This window comes from Micromonospora sp. NPDC048887, from assembly GCF_040649715.1.
Taxonomy (GTDB): domain Bacteria; phylum Actinomycetota; class Actinomycetes; order Mycobacteriales; family Micromonosporaceae; genus Micromonospora.
Window position 1 is genome coordinate 180466 of the sequence record NZ_JBEZGA010000005.1, and the last position, 19117, is coordinate 199582.

Annotated in this window: 20 protein-coding genes and 3 tRNA genes; 17 read left to right on the plus strand and 6 right to left on the minus strand. The window is 73.5% G+C overall.

The window, feature by feature from the left end; genetic code table 11:
• Nucleotides 1-13: 13 nt before the first annotated feature.
• From AB0C17_RS10645 to AB0C17_RS10670, 6 genes are read left to right on the plus strand one after another with little or no spacing between them, the layout of a single operon-like run.
• A complete protein-coding gene (locus AB0C17_RS10645; protein WP_357385314.1) occupies nucleotides 14-859 on the plus strand; it encodes a type II secretion system F family protein in 846 nt (281 codons plus the stop codon).
• 25 nt (nucleotides 860-884) lie between these two features.
• The gene (locus AB0C17_RS10650) at nucleotides 885-1094 is read left to right on the plus strand and encodes a hypothetical protein (RefSeq protein ID WP_357385046.1); all 210 of its coding nucleotides are present in this window, start codon (nucleotides 885-887) and stop codon (nucleotides 1092-1094) included.
• A complete protein-coding gene (locus AB0C17_RS10655) occupies nucleotides 1094-1576 on the plus strand; it encodes a TadE/TadG family type IV pilus assembly protein (RefSeq protein WP_357385048.1) in 483 nt (160 codons plus the stop codon). Before AB0C17_RS10650 ends, AB0C17_RS10655 begins: the two co-directional genes overlap by 1 nt.
• A complete protein-coding gene (locus tag AB0C17_RS10660) occupies nucleotides 1573-2046 on the plus strand; it encodes a TadE/TadG family type IV pilus assembly protein (RefSeq protein ID WP_357385051.1) in 474 nt (157 codons plus the stop codon). Before AB0C17_RS10655 ends, AB0C17_RS10660 begins: the two co-directional genes overlap by 4 nt.
• Nucleotides 2043-2474, plus strand: a complete 432-nt coding sequence (locus AB0C17_RS10665; protein ID WP_357385053.1) for a hypothetical protein — start codon at nucleotides 2043-2045, stop codon at nucleotides 2472-2474. Before AB0C17_RS10660 ends, AB0C17_RS10665 begins: the two co-directional genes overlap by 4 nt.
• A 14-nt stretch (nucleotides 2475-2488) precedes the next feature.
• Nucleotides 2489-3520, plus strand: coding sequence for a LysM peptidoglycan-binding domain-containing protein (locus AB0C17_RS10670; protein WP_357385055.1), 1032 nt, complete (start codon nucleotides 2489-2491; stop codon nucleotides 3518-3520).
• A gap of 1 nt (nucleotide 3521) precedes the next feature.
• On the opposite strand, the gene AB0C17_RS10675 is transcribed toward AB0C17_RS10670, so the two are convergent.
• Nucleotides 3522-4373: a Rieske 2Fe-2S domain-containing protein gene (locus tag AB0C17_RS10675; protein WP_357385057.1), complete on the minus strand. Its 852-nt coding sequence runs from the start codon at nucleotides 4371-4373 to the stop codon at nucleotides 3522-3524.
• Between the two features lie 83 nt (nucleotides 4374-4456).
• On the opposite strand from AB0C17_RS10675, the gene AB0C17_RS10680 reads away from it, so the two are divergent.
• The gene (locus AB0C17_RS10680) at nucleotides 4457-5221 is read left to right on the plus strand and encodes a crotonase/enoyl-CoA hydratase family protein (RefSeq protein WP_357385059.1); all 765 of its coding nucleotides are present in this window, start codon (nucleotides 4457-4459) and stop codon (nucleotides 5219-5221) included.
• A 4-nt stretch (nucleotides 5222-5225) separates the two neighbouring features.
• On the opposite strand, the gene AB0C17_RS10685 is transcribed toward AB0C17_RS10680, so the two are convergent.
• A complete protein-coding gene (locus tag AB0C17_RS10685) occupies nucleotides 5226-6710 on the minus strand; it encodes an FAD-dependent oxidoreductase (protein WP_357385061.1) in 1485 nt (494 codons plus the stop codon).
• 92 nt (nucleotides 6711-6802) lie between these two features.
• On the opposite strand from AB0C17_RS10685, the gene AB0C17_RS10690 reads away from it, so the two are divergent.
• Nucleotides 6803-7903: a serine hydrolase domain-containing protein gene (locus tag AB0C17_RS10690; RefSeq protein ID WP_357478078.1), complete on the plus strand. Its 1101-nt coding sequence runs from the start codon at nucleotides 6803-6805 to the stop codon at nucleotides 7901-7903.
• Nucleotides 7904-8342: 439 nt separating this feature from the next.
• Here the strand turns inward: AB0C17_RS10690 and AB0C17_RS10695 are convergent, their stop codons facing one another.
• The gene (locus tag AB0C17_RS10695) at nucleotides 8343-9665 is read right to left on the minus strand and encodes a deoxyribodipyrimidine photo-lyase (protein ID WP_357478081.1); all 1323 of its coding nucleotides are present in this window, start codon (nucleotides 9663-9665) and stop codon (nucleotides 8343-8345) included.
• A complete protein-coding gene (locus AB0C17_RS10700; RefSeq protein ID WP_357468379.1) occupies nucleotides 9662-10588 on the minus strand; it encodes a phytoene/squalene synthase family protein in 927 nt (308 codons plus the stop codon). The genes AB0C17_RS10695 and AB0C17_RS10700 overlap by 4 nt, the downstream gene beginning before the upstream one ends.
• Before the next feature lie 64 nt (nucleotides 10589-10652).
• On the opposite strand from AB0C17_RS10700, the gene AB0C17_RS10705 reads away from it, so the two are divergent.
• The 9 genes from AB0C17_RS10705 (at nucleotide 10653) to AB0C17_RS10745 (ending at nucleotide 17417) form a co-directional block, all read left to right on the plus strand.
• Complete coding sequence (locus tag AB0C17_RS10705) at nucleotides 10653-11807, plus strand: polyprenyl synthetase family protein (RefSeq protein ID WP_357385069.1); 1155 nt, start codon at nucleotides 10653-10655, stop codon at nucleotides 11805-11807.
• Nucleotides 11808-11836: 29 nt separating this feature from the next.
• Nucleotides 11837-13318, plus strand: coding sequence for a phytoene desaturase family protein (gene crtI, locus AB0C17_RS10710; protein ID WP_357478259.1), 1482 nt, complete (start codon nucleotides 11837-11839; stop codon nucleotides 13316-13318).
• The gene (idi, locus tag AB0C17_RS10715) at nucleotides 13315-13908 is read left to right on the plus strand and encodes an isopentenyl-diphosphate Delta-isomerase (protein ID WP_357385071.1); all 594 of its coding nucleotides are present in this window, start codon (nucleotides 13315-13317) and stop codon (nucleotides 13906-13908) included. Before crtI ends, idi begins: the two co-directional genes overlap by 4 nt.
• Nucleotides 13898-14845, plus strand: coding sequence for a MerR family transcriptional regulator (locus tag AB0C17_RS10720; RefSeq protein WP_357385073.1), 948 nt, complete (start codon nucleotides 13898-13900; stop codon nucleotides 14843-14845). The genes idi and AB0C17_RS10720 overlap by 11 nt, the downstream gene beginning before the upstream one ends.
• A 76-nt stretch (nucleotides 14846-14921) precedes the next feature.
• Nucleotides 14922-15707 carry a polysaccharide deacetylase family protein gene (locus AB0C17_RS10725; protein WP_357385075.1) on the plus strand — a complete coding sequence of 262 codons (786 nt, stop codon included), beginning with the start codon at nucleotides 14922-14924 and terminating at the stop codon, nucleotides 15705-15707.
• A gap of 143 nt (nucleotides 15708-15850) precedes the next feature.
• A tRNA-Glu gene (locus tag AB0C17_RS10730) sits at nucleotides 15851-15923 on the plus strand.
• A gap of 33 nt (nucleotides 15924-15956) precedes the next feature.
• Nucleotides 15957-16030: transfer RNA gene (locus AB0C17_RS10735), tRNA-Asp, on the plus strand.
• A 76-nt stretch (nucleotides 16031-16106) separates the two neighbouring features.
• A tRNA-Phe gene (locus AB0C17_RS10740) sits at nucleotides 16107-16180 on the plus strand.
• Between the two features lie 271 nt (nucleotides 16181-16451).
• Nucleotides 16452-17417, plus strand: coding sequence for a hypothetical protein (locus AB0C17_RS10745; RefSeq protein ID WP_357478083.1), 966 nt, complete (start codon nucleotides 16452-16454; stop codon nucleotides 17415-17417).
• A 147-nt stretch (nucleotides 17418-17564) separates the two neighbouring features.
• Here AB0C17_RS10745 and AB0C17_RS10750 read toward each other — a convergent pair whose 3' ends face one another.
• Both AB0C17_RS10750 and AB0C17_RS10755 read right to left on the minus strand, forming a co-directional pair.
• Nucleotides 17565-18002 (minus strand): ArsI/CadI family heavy metal resistance metalloenzyme, encoded by a 438-nt coding sequence (locus AB0C17_RS10750; RefSeq protein ID WP_357468389.1) that lies wholly within the window; start codon nucleotides 18000-18002, stop codon nucleotides 17565-17567.
• Between the two features lie 208 nt (nucleotides 18003-18210).
• Entirely contained in the window at nucleotides 18211-18993 is a 783-nt protein-coding gene (locus AB0C17_RS10755; RefSeq protein WP_357478086.1) for a hypothetical protein, read from the minus strand.
• Between the last annotated feature and the right edge of the window lie 124 nt (nucleotides 18994-19117).

Here is a 19117-nt window from a genome sequence, read left to right on the forward strand (position 1 = left end):
ACTCAACTGGCAGATGGCCGTTGCGGTGGTCGGCGGGTGTGCGATCGGGCTCGGGCTGTTCCTGGTGGTACGCGAGGCGCTGCCCGCCACTCCGGCGCTCGGCCCGGCGCTGCGCCGGCTGCACCAGCCGCCCGGCCAGGCCCCGGCCGCCGGTGCCGGGCCGGACTGGCTCGGCGGGTTCGCCCGCTGGCTGCGCCCGCCGCACCGGCAACTGGCCCTGCTCGACCGCACCCCCGAGCAGTACGCGCTGTCCGTCCTGCTCTCCGCGCTCGTCGGATTCGCCACCCCGGCGGTCGCCTCGGCAGTGCTCTTCGTCGGCGGGGTGGCGCTGCCGATGGCCGTACCGGTGCTGGCCAGCCTGGGCCTGGCGCTCGTGGCCGCCCTGCTCGCGCACCGCTCGGTGCTGGTCAAGGCGGACGCCGCCCGGGACGAGTTCCGGCAGGCGGTCTGCACCTACCTCGACCTGGTGGCGTTGCAGCTCTCCGCCGCGCACGGCCCGGTGCAGTCGCTGGAGCGCGCGGCGGCGGTCTGCGACGGCTGGGTCTTCGACCGGATCCGGGAGGCGCTGCGGCTCGCCCAGCTCCAGATGCACTCGCCGTGGGACGAGTTGCAGGAGCTGGCCGAGCGGATCGGCATCCCGGAGCTGGGCGACGTGGGCGCCATCATGCGCTCCTCCGGCAGCGAGGGCGCCCAGGTGCACGAGACGTTGCGGTCCCGTGCCGACTCGCTGCGCGACCAGATCCGCACCGACAACCTGGCCCGCGCCGAGGGGGTGACCAGCAAGTTGGACATCCCCGGCTCGCTGCTGGTGTTCGTCCTGCTCGGCTTCGCCATCTATCCGTTCCTCGCCCGTCTGTGAACCCCATCCCGCGAAGGAGACGACCATGTACCTCTTGACCTACCTGTATGTGGCAACCCGAAGCCGCCTCGCCGAGCTGCGACGGGACGGCGAGCGGGGCGACAGCCCGGTGCCGACCGCCGTCATCATCTTCGGCCTGGTCGCGGTCGCCATGGCGGTCACCGCTGTCGCCCTGGCCAAGGCCAACGACTGGATGGACGCCATCCCGGACCACGTCGAGCCGGGCGCGGAGTGATGCCCCGCCCCGCCCGTACGGTCCGGAGCCGGCCGGCGTCCGCCGGCCGGCCCCCCGGCCCGCCCGGTCCGGGGCGGATCGCCGCTGCCCTGCGTACCCGCCTGGCCGAGGGCGAGCGGGGTGCCAACCCGGTCGAACTGGCGGTGGTGATGCCGGTGATCCTGGTGCTGCTGTTCGGCTCGATCCAGGTCGCGGTCTGGTTCGTCGCCCGGTCCACAGCGCTCAACGCAGCCCAGACCGGGGTGAACGCCCAGCGCACCATCGACGCCGGGCCGGACGCCGGCCGGGAACGGGCGACCAGCTTCCTGAAACGCTCCGGGGACTGGCTCGTCGGCTGGGAGAAGACCGGACCGACCTGCGAGGAGACCGAGACCGCTGTCACCTGCACGGTGCGGGGGCGGTCCCTGTCCGTCGTCCCGGGCGTCTCGTTCGAGGTCACGCAGACCGCGCGCGGCCCGGCCGAACGGTGGACCACCGGATGAGCGCCGGGCGGCGACGCGAGCGCGGTTCCGTCTCGATCGAGGTGGCGGTGCTCGCCCCCGCCTTCATCGGGCTGATGGTGCTGGCCGGAGTGGCCGGGCGCACCGCCGTCGCGGACGAGGCGGTCGAGTCGGCCGCCCACGACGCCGCCCGGGCCGCCTCGCTCGCCCGCAACGCCGACGACGGTGAGGAGGCCGCCGAGGTGGCGGCCCGGGACCAACTCGGCTGGGCCGCGCTCAACTGCGCCGGTCCGCCGCAACTGGAGCTGGCCGGCTCGGTGGCCGGCAAGACGACGAGCTTCGCCGCCGCGTACGAGAGCGCCGCCGGCGTGCCGGCGACAGTGACGGTCACGGTGACCTGCACCGTCTCCTTCGACGACCTGAGCGCCCCCGGCCTGCCCGGTGTGCCCGGCGGCAAGACCGTCTCGGCGAGCTTCACCTCGCCGCTGGACACGTACCGGAGTCGCGGATGACCGGGCGGCACGGCGCGGAGAGCGGCCGGGTGAGCCTGTTCCTGGCCGTGGCGATGACGGGTGTGCTCGCCGTCATCAGCCTCGCCTACGACGGCGCCGGGCAGCTACGCGCCCTGCAACGCGCGGACAACCTGGCCGCCGAGGCGGCCCGCAGCGGCGGCCAGATGATCGACCGGGCCCGCGCCATCGAGGGTGGCCCGAAACGGATCGACCAGGTCGCCGCCCGCGCGGCCGTGGCCGACTACCTCGACGCCGCGGGCGGCGTCCACGACCACGAGGTCGACTTTCCCGTGGTCGGCGCCGAGACCCAGATCCAGGTCCACGTGCGGATCGTCTACCGCCGGGATCTGCTCGGCCTGTTCGGCGCGTCGAAGACCGCCACCGTCACCGGTGAGGCCACCGCCCGGGCGCTCACCGGACCACCGTAGGAAGGAAGGCCGCCATGGGTGCACTCCGACGCTCCCCCGTCCGCCGCGCCGGCCAGGTCCTCACCGGGCTCGGCGCCCTCGTCGTGCTCGTCGGTGTGCTGGCCGGGGGCCCGATCGCGTTGCTGGCGTTCGCCGGCAACCCGCTGCCGGACCATCTGCCCACGCTGACCGAGATCGGTACGGCGTTGACCAGCCGCGACGATGGTCAGCTGTTCCTGCGGGCGCTTGCGGTGGTGGGCTGGTTCGGCTGGGCGACGTTCGCGTTCTCCGTGCTGGTGGAACTGTGTGCGGCGGTGGTACACCGACCGGCGCCGAAGCTCCCGGGCATGGGTCGCCAGCAGAAGGCGGCCGCCGCGCTCGTGGGTTCGGTCGCGTTGATCCTGGCCGCGAGCCCGGCCGCGGCGAGTGCCGCCGCGCTCACCGCCCCGGCGGTCGTCGCCCCGGCCGTCGCCGCTTCCGCAGTCACCTCGCCGGCCGTCGCAGCGCCAGGTGCCGCAGGACCAGCCCCGGCCGCGTCGAAGGCCGGGGATCCGGCCGTGTACCGGGTGGCGAAGGGCGACTACCTGGGCGAGGTGGCGGATCGCTATCTGGACGACTTCGACCGCTACCGGGAACTGGCCCGGCTGAACCGGCTCACCGACCCGGACCGGATCCGCCCGGGTCAGCTCATCACGTTGCCGGAGGACGCGACGGACTCGGGTGCCCGGCGGCACGCCGCCGGACGGATCGTGGTCACCAAACCGGCCGAGACGGCGCCGGCGAAGCCGGGTGGGGGCGGCGCCTCGTCGACCACTCCGAAGGCGAAGCCCAAGCCCACGCCGCGGGACGCGACGCCCACCGTGGAGGCACCCGTGGGTCAGCCGCCGGCCATGTCGGCGGGAGCGTCCCGGGCCACGGCCGAGGAGGGCATCAACCGGCCGCTCGCCATCTCCGCGGTGCTGGCCGTGGCGAGCATCGTGGGCGCGCAGATAGGCGCGCTGCTCGGGCTGCGCAAGCGGCCGGCGCCCGCCCGCGCGCTGTCGAGCGGGCGGCACCGGCGGGGTTGACTCAGGGCAGCCGGGCCTCGACCTGGCCGGACACCACGCGCGTGGGCAGCACGACCTGGTCGTTGGCGGCCGGGCCGTGCACCACCTCGCCGCCGTCGAGCCGGAACGCGCTGCCGTGCCAGGGGCAGACCACGCAGGGGTGGCCGTCGATCTGCTCCACCTTGCCCTCGCCGAGCGGGCCGCTCTGGTGCGGGCAGCGCTCCAGCATCACGGTGACGTCGTCGCCGTCCCGGTAGAGGAGCACCGAGACGTCGTCGATCTTCTTGGTCACCAGCTCGTGCCGGGGCAGGCTACCCAGGTCGCCGACCCGGTGCCAGCCATCGCTGATCAGGTGCAGCTCGGAGACGCTCTGGCTGGCCTGGGCGCCCTGCTTGTACGCGAGATGCCCGCCCAGGTACGCCCCGCCGCTCGCGGCGGACAGCCCCAGATAGGACAGCGCCCGGCCGAGGCCGTGCCGCCCGTTGAGCCGGGCCGCCAGCGAGCCGGCGAACAACGCCAGGCCGACCGTGTTGGCTGCGGCGTGCACCAGCCCGACCCGACGCTGGTCGCGGGAGAGCGTGGCCCAGTCGTTGAGCCCGGCGAGCGCGGCGGGCACGGCGCTGACCGTACCGAGACCCACCAGCGCGGTGGCGGCCCGGCGCTGGCCGGGCAGCAGGTCCACCACGGCGGCGGAGATCCAGGCGCCGACCGGCACCTGCACCATCGCGGGGTGCAGCGGATGGCCGAGCCACACGCCGTGCAGCGCGTCGCGTACGCGCTGGGAACGCAGCGTGCCCTGGACGGCGCGCTGCAACCGGTCGCCCACCCGGTCGAGACCGGTGGCCTGTTCGATCTTCGTCAGTAGTTCGCGCACCCGTTCCGACTTCCCGGCAGGAGAGCCCCCAAACCGGACGCCCGGGAATTCCCTCGCAGGTGCGTCGCGGGCATGCTGAGCCCATGGGGGTACGCGTCGAGCACACCGGTGCCGTGACCACTGTGATCCTGGACCGGATCGAGGCACGTAACGCCGTGGACGGGCCGACCGCCCGGGCGCTCACCGACGCGTTCCGCGCGTTCGACGCCGACCCGGACGCGGCGGTCGCCGTGCTCTGGGGCGCGGGCGGCACGTTCTGCTCCGGCGCCGACCTCAAGGCCGTCGGCACGCCACGCGGCAACCGCGTCGAGCCCGACGGCGACGGGCCCATGGGCCCCACCCGGATGCGGCTGTCCAAGCCGGTGATCGCCGCGATCTCCGGGTACGCGGTCGCCGGCGGGCTGGAGCTGGCACTCTGGTGCGATCTGCGGGTCGCCGAGTCGGATGCCACGCTTGGCGTGTTCTGCCGCCGGTGGGGCGTACCGCTGATCGACGGCGGGACGGCCCGGCTGCCCCGGCTGATCGGCGAGAGCCGCGCGATGGACCTGATCCTCACCGGCCGCCCGGTGGGCGCCGACGAGGCGTACGCGATGGGTCTGGTCAACCGGCTGGTCGCGCCGGGTGAGGCCCGCGCGGCGGCCGAGGAGCTGGCCGCCGGGATCGCCCGGTCTCCGCAGACGTGCCTGCGCAACGACCGGGCCGCGGTGCTCGACGGCACGGGGCTGCCGGAGCCGGAGGCGATGGCGGCCGAGCTGGCCTACGGTCTGGAGTCGCTGGCGGCGGACGGGGTACGCGGCGCCGGCCGGTTCGCCGCCGGGGCCGGCCGGCACGGTGCGCCGGCCGGCTGAGGCGTCACTTCAGCGCGCGCAACGCGTCCTCGATGGCGCGGTGGAACGTCGGGTACGCGTAGATCATGTGCCGGAGCTGGCTGATCGGCACCGCCGCGTGCACCGCCACGACGAGCGCGGAGAGCACCTCACCGCCGGCTGGCCCGGCCGAGGTGGCACCGACGAGGACGCCCTGGTCGGCGTCGGCGATCAGCTTGATGAACCCGGCGTTGCCGGTCTTGTGGATCCAGCCGCGGGCCGACGAGGTGAGGTCGGCGTATCCGACCTGGACGTTGACGCCGCGCTCGCGGGCCTGCTGCTCGGTGAGGCCGACCGCGCCGACCTCGGGGTCGGTGAACGTGACCCGGGGCAGCGCCCGGTAGTCGGCGACCGGGACGCTGCCGGGCGCGGCGGTCGAGCCGCCCGCGCTCATCGCGCCGCCGACCGCGCTGACCACCCCGGCCGCGCCGCCGACGACACTCGCGGTGCCGCTGGCGTCCGGGCCGCCCCTGGTACGCCGCATGTGGTCGAGTACGTCGGCCACCACGATGCCGGCCTGGTACATGGCGATGTGGGTGAACGCGCCCTCGCCGGTGAGGTCGCCGACCGCCCAGATCCCGCCGGTGACGTGCATCCGGTCGTTCACCGGCAGGTAGCGCTGCCCGGCGTCCACCCCGACGGTGTCCAGGCCCAGCTCCTCCAGGTGTGCCCTGCGGCCGGTCACCACGAGCAGCTTCTCGCCGGTGAACTCGGCGCCGTCGGCATACACGGTGAACGCGCCGCCGTCGTGGCCGACCCGGCCGGCCCTGACCCCGGTGTGGATCTCCACCCCGTCGGCGCGCAGCGCGTCGGCGGCGAGCGCGGACGCCTCCGGCTCCTCGACTGCGAGCACCCGGTCGGCCGCCTCGATGACCGTCACCCGGACGCCGAACCGGGCGAAGACCTGCGCGAGTTCCAGCCCGATCGCGCCGCCGCCGAGCACCAGCAGCGACGCGGGCAGCTCCTCGACCTCGATGGCCTGGTGATTCGTCCAGTACGGCGTGTCGGCCAGCCCGTCGATCGGCGGGACCGACGGCCGGGTGCCGGTGCCGAGGACCACCCCGTAGCGCGCCTCGAAGACCTGGTCGCCGACGCGTACCCGGTTCGGGCCGTCGAGCCGCCCGCTGCCCCTGACGAACCGGCCGCCCTTGCCCGTGAACCGGTCCACCGCAGCCTTGTCGTCCCAGGTGTCGGTGGCCTCGGCCCGGATCCGCTTCGCCACCGGCGCCCAGTCGGGCCGCACCTGGGCGGACCCGGCCAGCTCGTTCACCCGGTGCGCCTCGGCCAGCGCGTTCGCCGCGCGGATCATCATCTTGCTCGGCACGCACCCCCAGTAGGGGCACTCGCCGCCGACCAGGTCCCGTTCGATGCCGACCACTGTGAGGCCGGCCTCGGCGAGCTTCCCGGCCACCTCCTCGCCGCCGACGCCGAGCCCGACAACGACCACATCCACCAGCTCCGGCTCCGCCATTCCGCAAGCATTCCGTACGTTCGGGACACCGGCCACCGCACCGGGCCCGAATTCCCGCGCCGCTGACGAGGGCGACCGCCTACCGTGGCCGCATGCACGCGCGCTTCGCCCCGGTCCGGGACTGCTTCCACGAGCTGTTCGCCACCGGCCGGGAGACCGGCGCGTCGCTGGCGGTGTGGCACGACGGCGTACCGGTGATCGACCTGGTGGGCGGCACGTCGGCGGAGGTCCCGCCCGGCGCGGTCGTCCCGGTGGCGGGGGCGGACCGCGCGTGGCGGCCGGACACACTGGTCGACGTCTACTCGACCGGCAAGCCGGTGGTGGCGCTCTGCCTGCTGCTGCTCGTCGACCGGGGCCGGGTCGACCTGGACGCGCCGGTGTCCGCGTACTGGCCGGGATTCCGCGCCCCGGCCACGGTGCGGCAGGTGCTCGCCCACACGGCCGGGCTGCCCGCCTTCCCGGTGCCCCGGCCCGCCGAAGCGATCGCCGACTGGGACCTGCTCTGCGCCGACCTGGCGACGGCCGAGCCGGAGTGGACGCCGGGCACCGTCGCGGCCGAGCACGCCTGGACGTACGGGCACCTGGTGGGCGAGCTGGTCCGCCGGGTGGACGGGCGCTCGGTGGGCCGGTTCCTGGCCGAGGAGATCGCCGGCCCGTGGCGCCTGGACCTGGCGTTCGGCCTGGGTGCCGCCGACCGCCGCCGGTGCGCCGACCTGTCGTACGGCGATCCGGCCTGGCCGGACCGGGCGGGCGGCGAGCCGGGCTCGCTGTGGGCGCGTGCGCTGGACAATCCGCCGGGCGGGCGCGACGTGGCGATGGTGAACAGCGACCTGTGGCGGGCCGCCGAGATTCCGGCGGTGAACCTGCACGCCACCGCCGCCGGGCTCGCCCGGCTGTACGCGGGCCTGCTCGCCGGCGGCACCCTGGACGGGGTACGCCTGTTCAGCCAGAAGCTGGCCGCGGAGGCGACGCGGGTGCAGTACTCCGGCCCGGACCTGCTGCTGGAGCGGCCGGTGAACTGGACGCTCGGCATGCAGTGGGAGCCGGACGGCAGTTGGGGCATGGGCGGAATCGGCGGCAGCAGCGCCTGGGCCGACCCCGGGCGGCGCTACACCTTCGCGTACGCGACAGCGCGGCTCGCCGACCACGACCGGGTGGAGGAGCTGACCGAGGTGCTGCACTTTTGCCTCTGACCGACCGTCACGTTCGGTGACATCTGGGCATCGTCACACAGCGCATTCGGCTGGCCGGGCGGCCCTGCGGTCCCTTTTCCGACTTTGCTCTGCAGCCATCGGCGCAGCACCGCCCTGAGCAGGGATTTCCTCGCAGGTCCGAAAACCGCGCGGGGCGGAGGTGATCACGCTCCGCGACCGCTGCGGATATGGCTGCAGAGCAAAGGGGATCGGAGGTGGAAGGTTTCGGCAGGGCACGCATCACTGGCAGTCACCGAGGAAGCCGAGCCCCGACGCGCCGCGCAGCCGCGCCACCACCCGGCCTTGCAGCAGCGCTCGTGCCGTTGTCGCAGCAGGCCGACGGCCCTGCCGGCACGGAGGTCCGCGCCGGCGGCGTTCGTATCGTGCGCGGGCGACGACCTACGCGGCGCTTTCCGTCCGCGCGAGCCAGCGGGCGGCTTCAGCGGAGCCAGACCGGGTCGGCGCCGGGCACCTCCAGCGGCGGCGGGTAGTCGAGCGTGCGGCGGGTCTCGTCGGGCAGCCGCCACGGCTGGTGCACCGCCTTGCCCGCCACCGGCTCCAGCTCGGGCACCCAGCGTCGCACGTACGCGCCGTCGGGGTCGTAGCGCTCGGCCTGCCGTACCGGGTTGAAGCCGCGGTACGGCCGGGTGTCGTTGCCGGTGCCGGCCACCCACTGCCAGTTGCCCGAGTTGTTGACCCGGTCGCCGTCGAGCAGCCGGCGGAAGAAGACCTCCAGGCCGGGCCGCCAGTCCAGCCCGAGGTGCTTGGTCAGGTAGCCGGCGGTGATCAGCCGGGCCCGGTTGTGCATCCAGCCCTCGGCGCGCAGCTGGCGCATGCCGGCGTCCACGATCGGCATGCCGGTCCGCCCCTCGACCCAGGCGTCGAACGCGTGCGCGTCGTCGCGCCAGTCCTCCCGCGCGCCGCGCCGGTAGGCGACCGTGGACAGGTCGGGGAAACCGGCCACCACCTGGTGGTAGAAGTCGCGCCAGCAGAGCTGCCTGACGAACGGCCCGTCCCGGTCGCCGGCCCGGTTCGCCACGGCCAGTGGCGAGACGCAGCCGAAGCGCAGGTACGGGCTGAGCCGCGAGGTCTCGTCGCCGGCCATGTCGTCGTGGATGTCGTCGTACCGATCGAGGGTGGGCAGCCAGGCGGTGAGCCGGCGCCGGGCGACGGCCTCGCCGCCGACGGCGGCATCCGGGCTGTCGCCCTTCGGTGGGTCCGGCAACCGGCCGGGGTCGAGGCCGTCGGGCAGCCGGACCCGCTTCGGCGCGGCCAGTTCGTCCCGCAGGCGCACGCCCTGCCAGGCCCGGAAGTAGGGGCTGAAGACGCGGTAGTGGTCGCCGCCGCCGGGGCGCAGCGCGCCCGGCTCGACGATGGTCCGGCCGGGGAACAGGCGCAGGAACATCCGGTGCCGCTCGCACTCGGCGCGCAGGCGGCGTTCCCGGCGGTGGGCGTAGCGGCTCACGTCGGCGGAGAGCCCGACGCCCTCGGCGCCCACCTTCCGGGCCAGCCTCACCGTCTCGGCCACCGGGTCGCCGCGCCTGATCACCAGGTCGCCACCGCGCCTGCGCAGCGCCTCGCGCAGGTCGGCCAGGCTCTGGTGCAGGAACCGGGTGCGGTTCGGCGAGAGCTTCCGCAGCGCCGGGTCGAGCACGTAGAGCGGCACCACCCGGTCGAACGCGGAGCAGGCGGCGGCGAGCGCCGGGTGGTCGTGCACCCGCAGGTCACGGGTGAACAGCACGACGGCCGTGCGGCCGGTCATCCGGCCAGGGCCGGTTCCAGTGCCGGGCCGGGCACCCGCACCGGCGTGCCGGACGGGGTGAGCAGCGCCCGCGCGGCCACCGCCATCCGCCGCCGCTGCGGCACCAGGGCCCGGCGGACGAAGACGTCGTAGTCCTGCGCGGCCACCTCGTCGAGGATGCCGCCGTAGAGCGCGTACGCGGTGCGCATGCACGCCTGCGAGGCGGGGTGGAGCAGCGGGATGCCCGGCGCGGCGGCGACGTAGTGGGCCTGGGCGCGGGTCACCTCGTACTCGATCAGCTCGCGGATACGTGGCGTGGTGCGGCCGGCGGCCTTTGCCGCGAGCAGGTCGTCACGGGTGACGTCGAACTTGGCCAGGTCCTCGTCGGGCAGGTAGGTCCGGCCCCGGTCGAGGTCCTCGGCGACGTCCCGGATGAAGTTGGTGAGTTGGAACGCGAAGCCGAGCTGACGGGCGGGCTCGCGGGCGGCGGCCGGGTCGGAGCTGCCCAGGATCGGCAGCATCATGGTGCCGATGACGGCGGCCGAACCCTCCATGTAGTCGAGCAGGTCGTCGTAGGTCGGGTACGACATGACCGTCAGGTCCATCGCCATGCTGCGCAGGAACGACGCGAAGTCGTCGCGGTCGAGGTCGAACACGGCGATGGTGTGCAGCACCGCGGGAAGCAACGGGTCGTCGACCGACGCACCGCGCAGCCCGGCCACGAATCGATCCGACCACTCGCGCAGCCGGGCGGCGCGCTCGGCCGGCGGCAGGTCCTCGGTGCGGTCGACGATCTCGTCCGCGTAGCGGGTGAAGCCGTACAGGGCGTGCACATGCCGCCGTTTCCAGGCGGGAAGCAGCCGGGTGGCGAGATAGTAGGTACGGCCGTGACGGCGGTGCAGCTCGCGGCAACGGTCATAGGCAGCGGTCAGATCCGTGTCCATCGGCCCTCCTCAGTTTCGACGCAGCAATCGACGCAACTCGTAACCCTAGGGTACGCTCGCCCACATGGCCAACGACGCAGTTGCGGGTAACGCGCTCCGCGTCGCGCCGGCTCAGCCCGGGGCGACGGACGATCCGGTCCGCGGCGTACTGGCCGCGTTCACGAAAGACCTGATCAAAGGAGTCGATGAGACGCTCACGGCGTTCCTGGCCGCGGAGGTCGAATCGCTCACCGAGATCGACGCAGCGATGGGTGGTTTCGCCGCGACGGCACGCGACTGCGTGCTGGCCGGCGGCAAACGGGTCCGCCCCACGTTCGCGTACTGGGGATGGCGGGGTGTGGTCGGCGGGGAGGAGCCGCTGTGCTCGGTGCTCCCGGCGCTGTCCGCGCTCGAACTGCTGCACACGTTCGCGCTGGTGCACGACGACGTGATGGACGCCTCCGACACCCGGCGCGGGCTGCCCACCGCGCACCGGGCCGCCGCCGCCCGGCACCGGGCCGCCGGACACACCGGCGACCCCGACCGGTACGGCGAAGCCGTCGCCGTCCTCATCGGCGACCTCTGCATGGTGTGGGCCGACCGGCTCATGGCACACGCGGCAGTCCCGGCGGACCGGCTGCTCGACGTACGCCGCTGCTACGACCAGATGCGGGTGGAGACGGTCGCCGGGCAGTTCCTGGACGTGCTCGGCGAGAACGACCCGGCGAGCTGGACCGTCGACCGGGCACTGCGGGTGGCCCGGTACAAGACCGCCAGCTACACCGTCCAGCGTCCACTGCTGTTCGGCGCCTGCCTGGCCGGCGCCGACGCGGACGACCCGCTCATCGCCGCGTACACCAGGTACGGCCTGGCCGTCGGCGAGGCGTTCCAGCTCCGCGACGACCTGCTGGGCGTCTACGGCGACCCGGAGACCACCGGCAAGCCGGCCGGGGACGACCTGCGGACCGGCAAGCCGACGGCCCTGCTGATGCTGGCCCGGCAGCTCGCCGACCCGGCGCAGCGCCGGGCCCTGGACCGGGCCGGCTCGGTCACCGCCGACCACGAGGTGGACCGGCTCGCCGACGTGGTCCGGGACACCGGGGCCGCGGCCCGGGTGGAGCGGATGATCTCCGACCGGGTCACCGACGCACTCGCCGCGCTCGACACCGCACCGATCGATGAGACCGCGCGCACGGCGCTGACCGGTCTCGCCACCGCCGCCACGGCGCGGCGGGCATGATGAGCAACTTCGTGAGCAAGGGGGCCGGAATGCGTACCGTCAAGGGACGGACCGACCGGGTGGTAGTGGTCGGCGCCGGGCTGGGTGGACTGGCCTGCGCGCTGCACCTGGCCGGCAGCGGCCGGCAGGTGACGGTGCTGGAACGCGAGCCGGTGCCGGGCGGGCGCGCCGGGCGGCTGAGCGTCGACGGGTACGAGTTCGACACCGGCCCGACCGTCCTCACCATGCCCGACCTGATCGCCGAGGCGCTCGGCGCGGTGGGCGAGGAGCTGACCGACTGGCTCGACCTGACCCCGCTCGACCCGGCCTACCGCGCGTACTACCCGGACGGGTCGACGCTCGACGTCATCACCGACACCACCCGGATGGCCGCCGAGATCGCCCGCGTCTGCGGTCCCCGGGAGGCGGACGGCTACCTGCGTTTCGTCGACTACGCCCGCAACCTGTGGCAGTGGGAACGGGCCGACTTCATCGAGCGCAACCTCGACGCGCCGACCGACCTGATCACCGGCAACCTGCTGAAGCTGTTCGCCAACGGCGCGTTCCGGCGACTCCAGACGAAGATCAACCAGTTCTTCCGCGACCCGCGTACCCAGCGGATCTTCTCCTTCCAGGCCATGTACGCGGGTCTGTCGCCGCACGACGCGCTGGCGATCTACGCGGTCATCGCGTACCTCGACTCGGTGGCCGGGGTGTGCTTCCCGCGCGGCGGCATCCACGCGGTCTCGCGCGGCATGGCCGGCGCCGCCGAGAAGCACGGCGTGCAGATCCGGTACGGCACCACGGTGACCCGGGTGGAGACCGCAAACGGCCGCGCCACCGGCGTCGTCACCGCGGACGGCGACTTCATTCCCGCCGACACTGTGGTGCTCAACCCGGACCTGCCGGTCGCCTACCAGGACCTGCTGCCGCCCAGCCGGCAGCGCAAGCTCACCTACTCGCCGTCCTGCGTGGTGCTGCACATCGGCTCGACGCAGGGCTATGGCAAGATCGCCCACCACAACATCCACTTCGGGCGCTCCTGGAAGGGCACGTTCGACGAGGTGATCCGCCGAGGCGAGCTGATGACCGACCCGTCGCTGCTGGTGACGAACCCGAGCCGCACCGACCCGTCGGTGGCGCCGGCCGGGAAGCACACCTACTACGTGCTGGCGCCGGTGCCGAACCTGGAGCGGGCGCCGTTCGACTGGCCGGGCGACCTCACCGACCGGTACGCCGAGCAGCTCGTCGGCACGCTGGAGGAGCGCGGCTACGTCGGGTTCGGCGACGGCATCGAGGTGATGCGGGCGGTCACCCCGGCCGACTGGGAGGCGCAGGGCATGGCCGCCGGCACGCCGTTCGCCGCCTCGCACAGCCTCTTCCAGACCGGCCCGTTCCGCCCCGCCAACCTGCACCGGTCCCTGGAGAACGTGGTCTTCGTCGGCTCCGGCACCCAGCCGGGCGTGGGGGTACCGATGGTGCTGATCAGCGGCAAGCTCGCCGCCGCCCGGGTCACCGGGGCGATGTCGTGAGCGAGCGGGAGACCCACCTGGTCGAGCTGGTCGACGACGACGGGCGGGTGCTCGGCGAGACCACGGTCGCCGCCGCGCACCAGCCACCCGGGCGGCTGCACCGCGCCTTCTCGGTGCTCCTCGTCGACCCCGAGGGACGGGTGCTGTTGCAGCAGCGGGCCCCGGTCAAGACGCGGTTCCCGCTGCGCTGGGCGAACTCCTGCTGCGGACACCCGCTGCCCGGCCAGTCGCCGGCCGAGGCCGCCAACCGGCGGCTCGCCGAGGAACTCGGCATCGACCCGGTCGACCTCACCGAGGTCGGCGTCTACCTCTACTACGCCGAGGACCCGGCGACCGGCCGGGTCGAGTTCGAGTACGACCACGTGCTGCGCGCCGACGTACCCGCCGACCTGGCCACGCGGCCCGACCCGGACGAGGTGGCCGGCCTGCGCTGGGTCGACCCCGGCGCGGTGGTGGCCGACCTGGACGCCCACCCGCGCGAGTACGCCCCGTGGCTGGGCGGCGTGGTCAACCGGCTGCTGCACCCGACCGACGCGTCCCGGCCGGGTGTACCGGCCACCGAGGCACCGGAGCGGTCGGGTGGCCGATGAGGCGCTGAGCGCGGGGGCCGTCGCACGCCGTCTGGGCGTGGCGGTCACCACGCTGCGCACCTGGCACCAGCGCTACGGCCTCGGTCCCAGCGAGCACATACCGGGCCACCACAGGCGCTACACGCCCGCCGACCTGGCCCGGCTGGAAATCATGCGCCGGCTGACCGCCGAGGGGGTCGCGCCCGCCGAGGCGGCCCGCTGGGCCCGGCAGGCGCCGGCCGTGCTGCCGCCGGAGCGGCTCGGCCTCAAGGCACGGGTCTCGACGGTACGCGACGGCGGCGGCACCACCATCCCGGTCGGCCGGGCCGGGCCGGCGGCGCGTGGGCTGGCCCGTGCCGCGATGCGGCTGGACTCGGTGACCATCAGCCAGACCATCGCCGACGCGCTGGCCGCCGACGGAGTGGTGGCGACGTGGGAGGGGCTGCTGCGGCCGGTGCTGGCCGGGATCGGGGAGCGGCACGCCGCCACCTCCGCGCTGATCGAGGTGGAACACCTCATGTCCCGCTGCGTGTCCGAGGCGTTCGCCACAGTGGCGTGGGCCTACCGGACCACCGGGCCGCCCCGGATCCTGCTCTCCTGCGCCGACGAGGAGCAGCACTCGCTGCCGCTCGAGGCGCTCGGCGCCGCGCTGGCCGAGGCCGGTGTGAGTTATCGCATGCTCGGCGCCCGGGTGCCGGTGCCGGCCCTGGTCGAGGCCGTCAACCGGACCGGGCCGGCGGCTGTGGTGCTGTGGTCGCACATCCGCGCGACCGCCGACCCGTGCCAGCTCAGCGCATTGCTGGCGGTGCCGCGCCGGCCGCTGCTGGTGCTCGCCGCCGGGCCCGGCTGGCGGGCCGACTCGCTGCCGGCCGGCGTGGTCCGGCCGGTCGGTTTGGCCGAGGCGCTGTCGCTGGCCGTGGCGGTACGGGACTCGCTGGACCAGTCGACGACAAGCTGAACCCCTCTCCCGTTCCGGGGCGGCGTCCACTACGGTCGGAAAGTCCGTCTGACCCCGACCCCTCCGGGAGCGACGAATGCGTCCACGCGCCCTGTCGGCGCTCGCCCTGGGCCTGGTACTCCTCGTCACCGGCTGCGGCGATCCCGGCAAGTCACCCGAGAAGGCCGCCGCACCGCCGTCGGCCTCGGCGTCGCCCTCACCGGCGCCGGTGACGAAGCCCTCACCGACCCACACCCCCGCGAAGCCGAAGCTGCGCCCGCTGCCGAAGAAGCTGCCGGCGGGCCTGCACCGGGCCAGCGGGAGCAAGGGCGTGGCGCTCACCTTCGACGACGGGCCGGATCCGCGCTACACCCCGCAGATCCTGGCCCAGCTCCGGACTGCCGGGGTGAAGGCCACCTTCTGCGTCGTCGGCAAGCAGGCCAAGCGCTACCCGGAGCTGGTGGCCCGGATCGCCCGGGAGGGCCACCAGCTCTGCAACCACAGCTGGCACCACGACGTGAACCTGGGCCGGCGCTCCCCGGCCGAGATCCGGTCCGACCTGGAGCGGACCAACCAGGCCATCCACGCCGCCGCACCGAAGGCGCCGATCACCTGGTTCCGCCAGCCGGGCGGCCGCTGGACGGCCGAGGAGGTCACGATCGCCGGGCAGATGGGCCTGCGCCCACTGCACTGGAGCGTCGACCCGCAGGACTGGGACCACCCACCGGCGAAGGCGATCATCAAGCGGGTGACGGGTGCCACCCGGCACGGCTCGGTCGTGCTGATGCACGACGCGGGCGGCGACCGGGCCCAGACGATGGCCGCCTGCCGGCACCTGATCCCGGACATCAAGCGGCGGTACGGCATCGCCCTACCGCGCTGAACTGCGGTTTTGTCCGACTCCCCGGTCAGGCCGATACCGGTTTGGTCGTCCGCGCAGGCATGACATATGCTTCTCCTGCCTCCGGCGGGGCCGGATGGGAGCAAGTCCGCTTGAAGTTGCGAGTGTGCAATGATGGCGGGGCCGCCCTCATCGTCTAGCGGCCCAGGACGCCGCCCTTTCAAGGCGGTAGCACGGGTTCGAATCCCGTTGGGGGCACGGTCCGGCTCGCGCCGGATGCAACACCAGCCAGGTCCTGTGGAGCAGTTGGAGTGCTCGCCGCCCTGTCAAGGCGGAGGTCGCGGGTTCAAGTCCCGTCAGGACCGCAAGCGCTGACGCCGCGCAGCTCGATGCGCGGCGTTCTGCGTATCGGCCCGTGCGGTAGCATGTGCCGAGCACCACGGCCAGGTAGCTCAGTTGGTACGAGCGTCCGACTGAAAATCGGAAGGTCGGCGGTTCGACCCCGCCCCTGGCCACATAGCCTTTCGCCGGGCTACAGGAACGCCGACCAGCGGAGACGCGGGTCGGCGTTCTGCTTTGCGGCCCCAGGAAGCCACAACTACTCTCTGCAATCGAGCCCTCGCGCCGGCTCGATGCGCGACAGCCGCATCGGGAGTCGCAGCCCGGCCGCTTGATGGACTCGGCCGGGTGCTCCGGAACGTGGAACGGGTACTCGCGCCGCACGTCCCGCGTCTAGGGTGAGCGGGCCCGCCGAGCGGCGGACCGAACGCCACCGGAAGGTCGCCTGTGCGTGCGCTGCGTACGGCCCTCACGCCGGTCCTCGTCCTCGCCGTGGTGCTGCTCGGCGGCTGTGGCCGGATCTCGGGGCTCCTGGACTCCGTCTCCCTGTTCCATCCGGTCTGGTCCACCGATGGCTGGGTCTACTACCTGCGGGAGGTGACCTCGACCTCGGGCTCGGACCAGGCCGAGGTGTGGCGGCAGCGGCCCGACGGGAGCGCCGAGGAAGCCGTTCTCACACGCGCCCCAGCGGTGTCCGCCTGCGAAGCGGGCCTGTTCAGCTTCCTCTTCGCCGGCCCGGGCGGCGACCTCGGGCTGGCCCTCGAATGCGGCTGGGACCGAACGGAGCTGCTGAGCTACTCGCCCGCCGACAAGACGTTCGAGCCTCTGGCGTCGACGCGCTTCCTCGCCGGTGCCGCACTCGTGAACGGTGGCGGCGGGGGATATGTGCAGGCGCCCCGAGAGTGCGGTCCGGGCGGCGTCCAGCTGCTCGCCGACGGGAAGGCGTACGAGTTCGGCTCTCCGGTGACGGTGGGCGGACTGACCTTCAATCCCAGCGGCGGTGACACGGACTGCGAGTCGACGGTGCTGGCACGGTCGCCCGCAGCGCTGGGTGAGCGGCTGTTCTTCATCACCGCACCCGACTCCCTCGGCAGGTTGCCGCTGCCGCCCGAGGTGAGTCCGGACGACCTCACCTGGCACCTGACCGAGTGGGACGTCGGCTCGGCCACAGCCCGGTTCGTCACGAAGCTCCCCGGCCTCGCCGACCTGGCGGTGTCGCCGGACGGCCGGTCGGTGATCGCCGCCGTCGCGACGGACCACGTGGGCGGGGTCTGGTCGGTCGATGTCGGCAGCGGCAGGAAGACGAGGATCGCCGACGGTGAGCGCGCGCATCACCCGAGCTTCTCGCCCGACGGGACGCGGTTCGTCTACGTCGAGGGCTTCAAACGGCTGAAGTTCGCCGAGGCACGGTAAGTCGCCGGTCGGGTCGGGGAATTCGCGATCAGGGCGTAACGCGAGCCGCTCAGCGGCTCAAGTACGGGTAAGCCATCGCCCAGACCACTCGCCATCGGGCCGGTCCCCACCGGCGGACGGGCCGGTGGGGACCACGCCGCATCCGGCTCACACGGCGGCGGGCTGCTCCGCCGTGTCCGAGGCGCAGCAGGCGCTCTCGGCCACCTTCTCCAGCTGCGGCGAGTCGGCCTTGACCGTGTAGACCTCCCAGCGTTCGTCGCCGGGGCCGCGTACCCAGACCTTGTCCTGGAGCGCGTAGCAGCACTCGGTGTCGTTCTCCTCCAGCGTGATCAGGCCGGACTCGGTGAGCCGGTTGGTGGCCGCGTTCACCTCCTCGGTGGTGGCCACCTCGACCCCGAGGTGGTCCATCACCGTCGGCAGGCCGGGCTCACCTTCGAGGAGTACGAGCTTCAGCGGCGGGTTCTCCACCGCGAAGTTGGCGTAGCCGGGGCGGCGCTTTGCCGGCTCGACGCCGAACAGCTTGCTGTAGAAGGCCACCGATCCTTCGAGGTCGGACACGCGTAGGGCGAGCTGAACGCGGGACATGGGCGCTCCTTATCTAGATTTCTGTCGAAGCAGGGTCAACCTTGCCGCCTGTTTCGAAGGCTGTCAACCTAGAGAACCGTCGAAACAAGTATGTTGATCAAGGAGTTTGCGTCAGCCGGAGCCGGTGAGCCGGACACAAACTCCTTGATCACCGGAACGAGGGCGGGGGGGGCCGGGGGCGAAGGGCGGGGCCGGAACGGGGTGGGGGTCAGGGTTTGGGGGGTTGGCGGTTCTGGGTGGGGTTGCCCTGGATCGCCTCCCAGACGCTCCGGCCGGCCTGCCGCAGTGCCTGTCCGGCCTGTCCCGCCAGTTGTGCCGCCTCGGCGGCGGCGCTCGCGGGCTGGCCGGAGTGCTCCGGACCGCGCTTCTTCTCGGTGGGGCGGCCGGCCGGCGGGCCCGGCACCGACCCGGACCCCGCCTTTTCCTCCCCGGCACCGGGTGACGGCTCCGGCCGCCGGGCACCGGCGTCCGGCACTGCGGGCCCCGACCGATCGGCGACCGCGGGACCGGCCCGATCGACCGGCGCCCGACCGGTGCGCTCGACCACCTCGCGGGCCGCGGCCCGCGTACGGCCGTTCCGGTCCACCACCGGCGCGGTGGGCCGGTGCACGTCGTCAAGGGTGGCAGTGGCCGAGCGGGCCAGCGCGTCGATCAGCTGCGGGTTGCGGTCGATGGTGGTCAGCGCCCGGTCCAGGATCCGCACCAGCTTCTCCAGCCGCACCTTGAGCAGCGCCTCGGCGCTCACCCCGGTGACGTCGAGTTCGACGCCCTTCAGGTGTACCCGCACTCCGGCGTCGATCTGGAGCAGGTCGGCCAGCCGGGCGCGCAGCGACAGGTCGGCGTCGAGCCCGTCCACCGCGAGCCGGATCTCGTCGACGGTCAGTTCCGGCACGTCGAGCAGGACGTCCGGCTCCGACTCGTAACCGCCCGGCGAGTCGGGCCGCTCGTGGCCGGGATCCGGAACTGGTTCGGTGGCTCGGCTGTCGGTCATGCTCCCCGCTCTCCCCCATCGGTCCGGTCGGCGGCGCTTACCCGCTTTGCGGTACGGCATCCGCCGCCCTTCGCGCAGAGCGCCTGTCCCACCACTCAGCGCTGTCGGAAAACGGAGTTCCCGG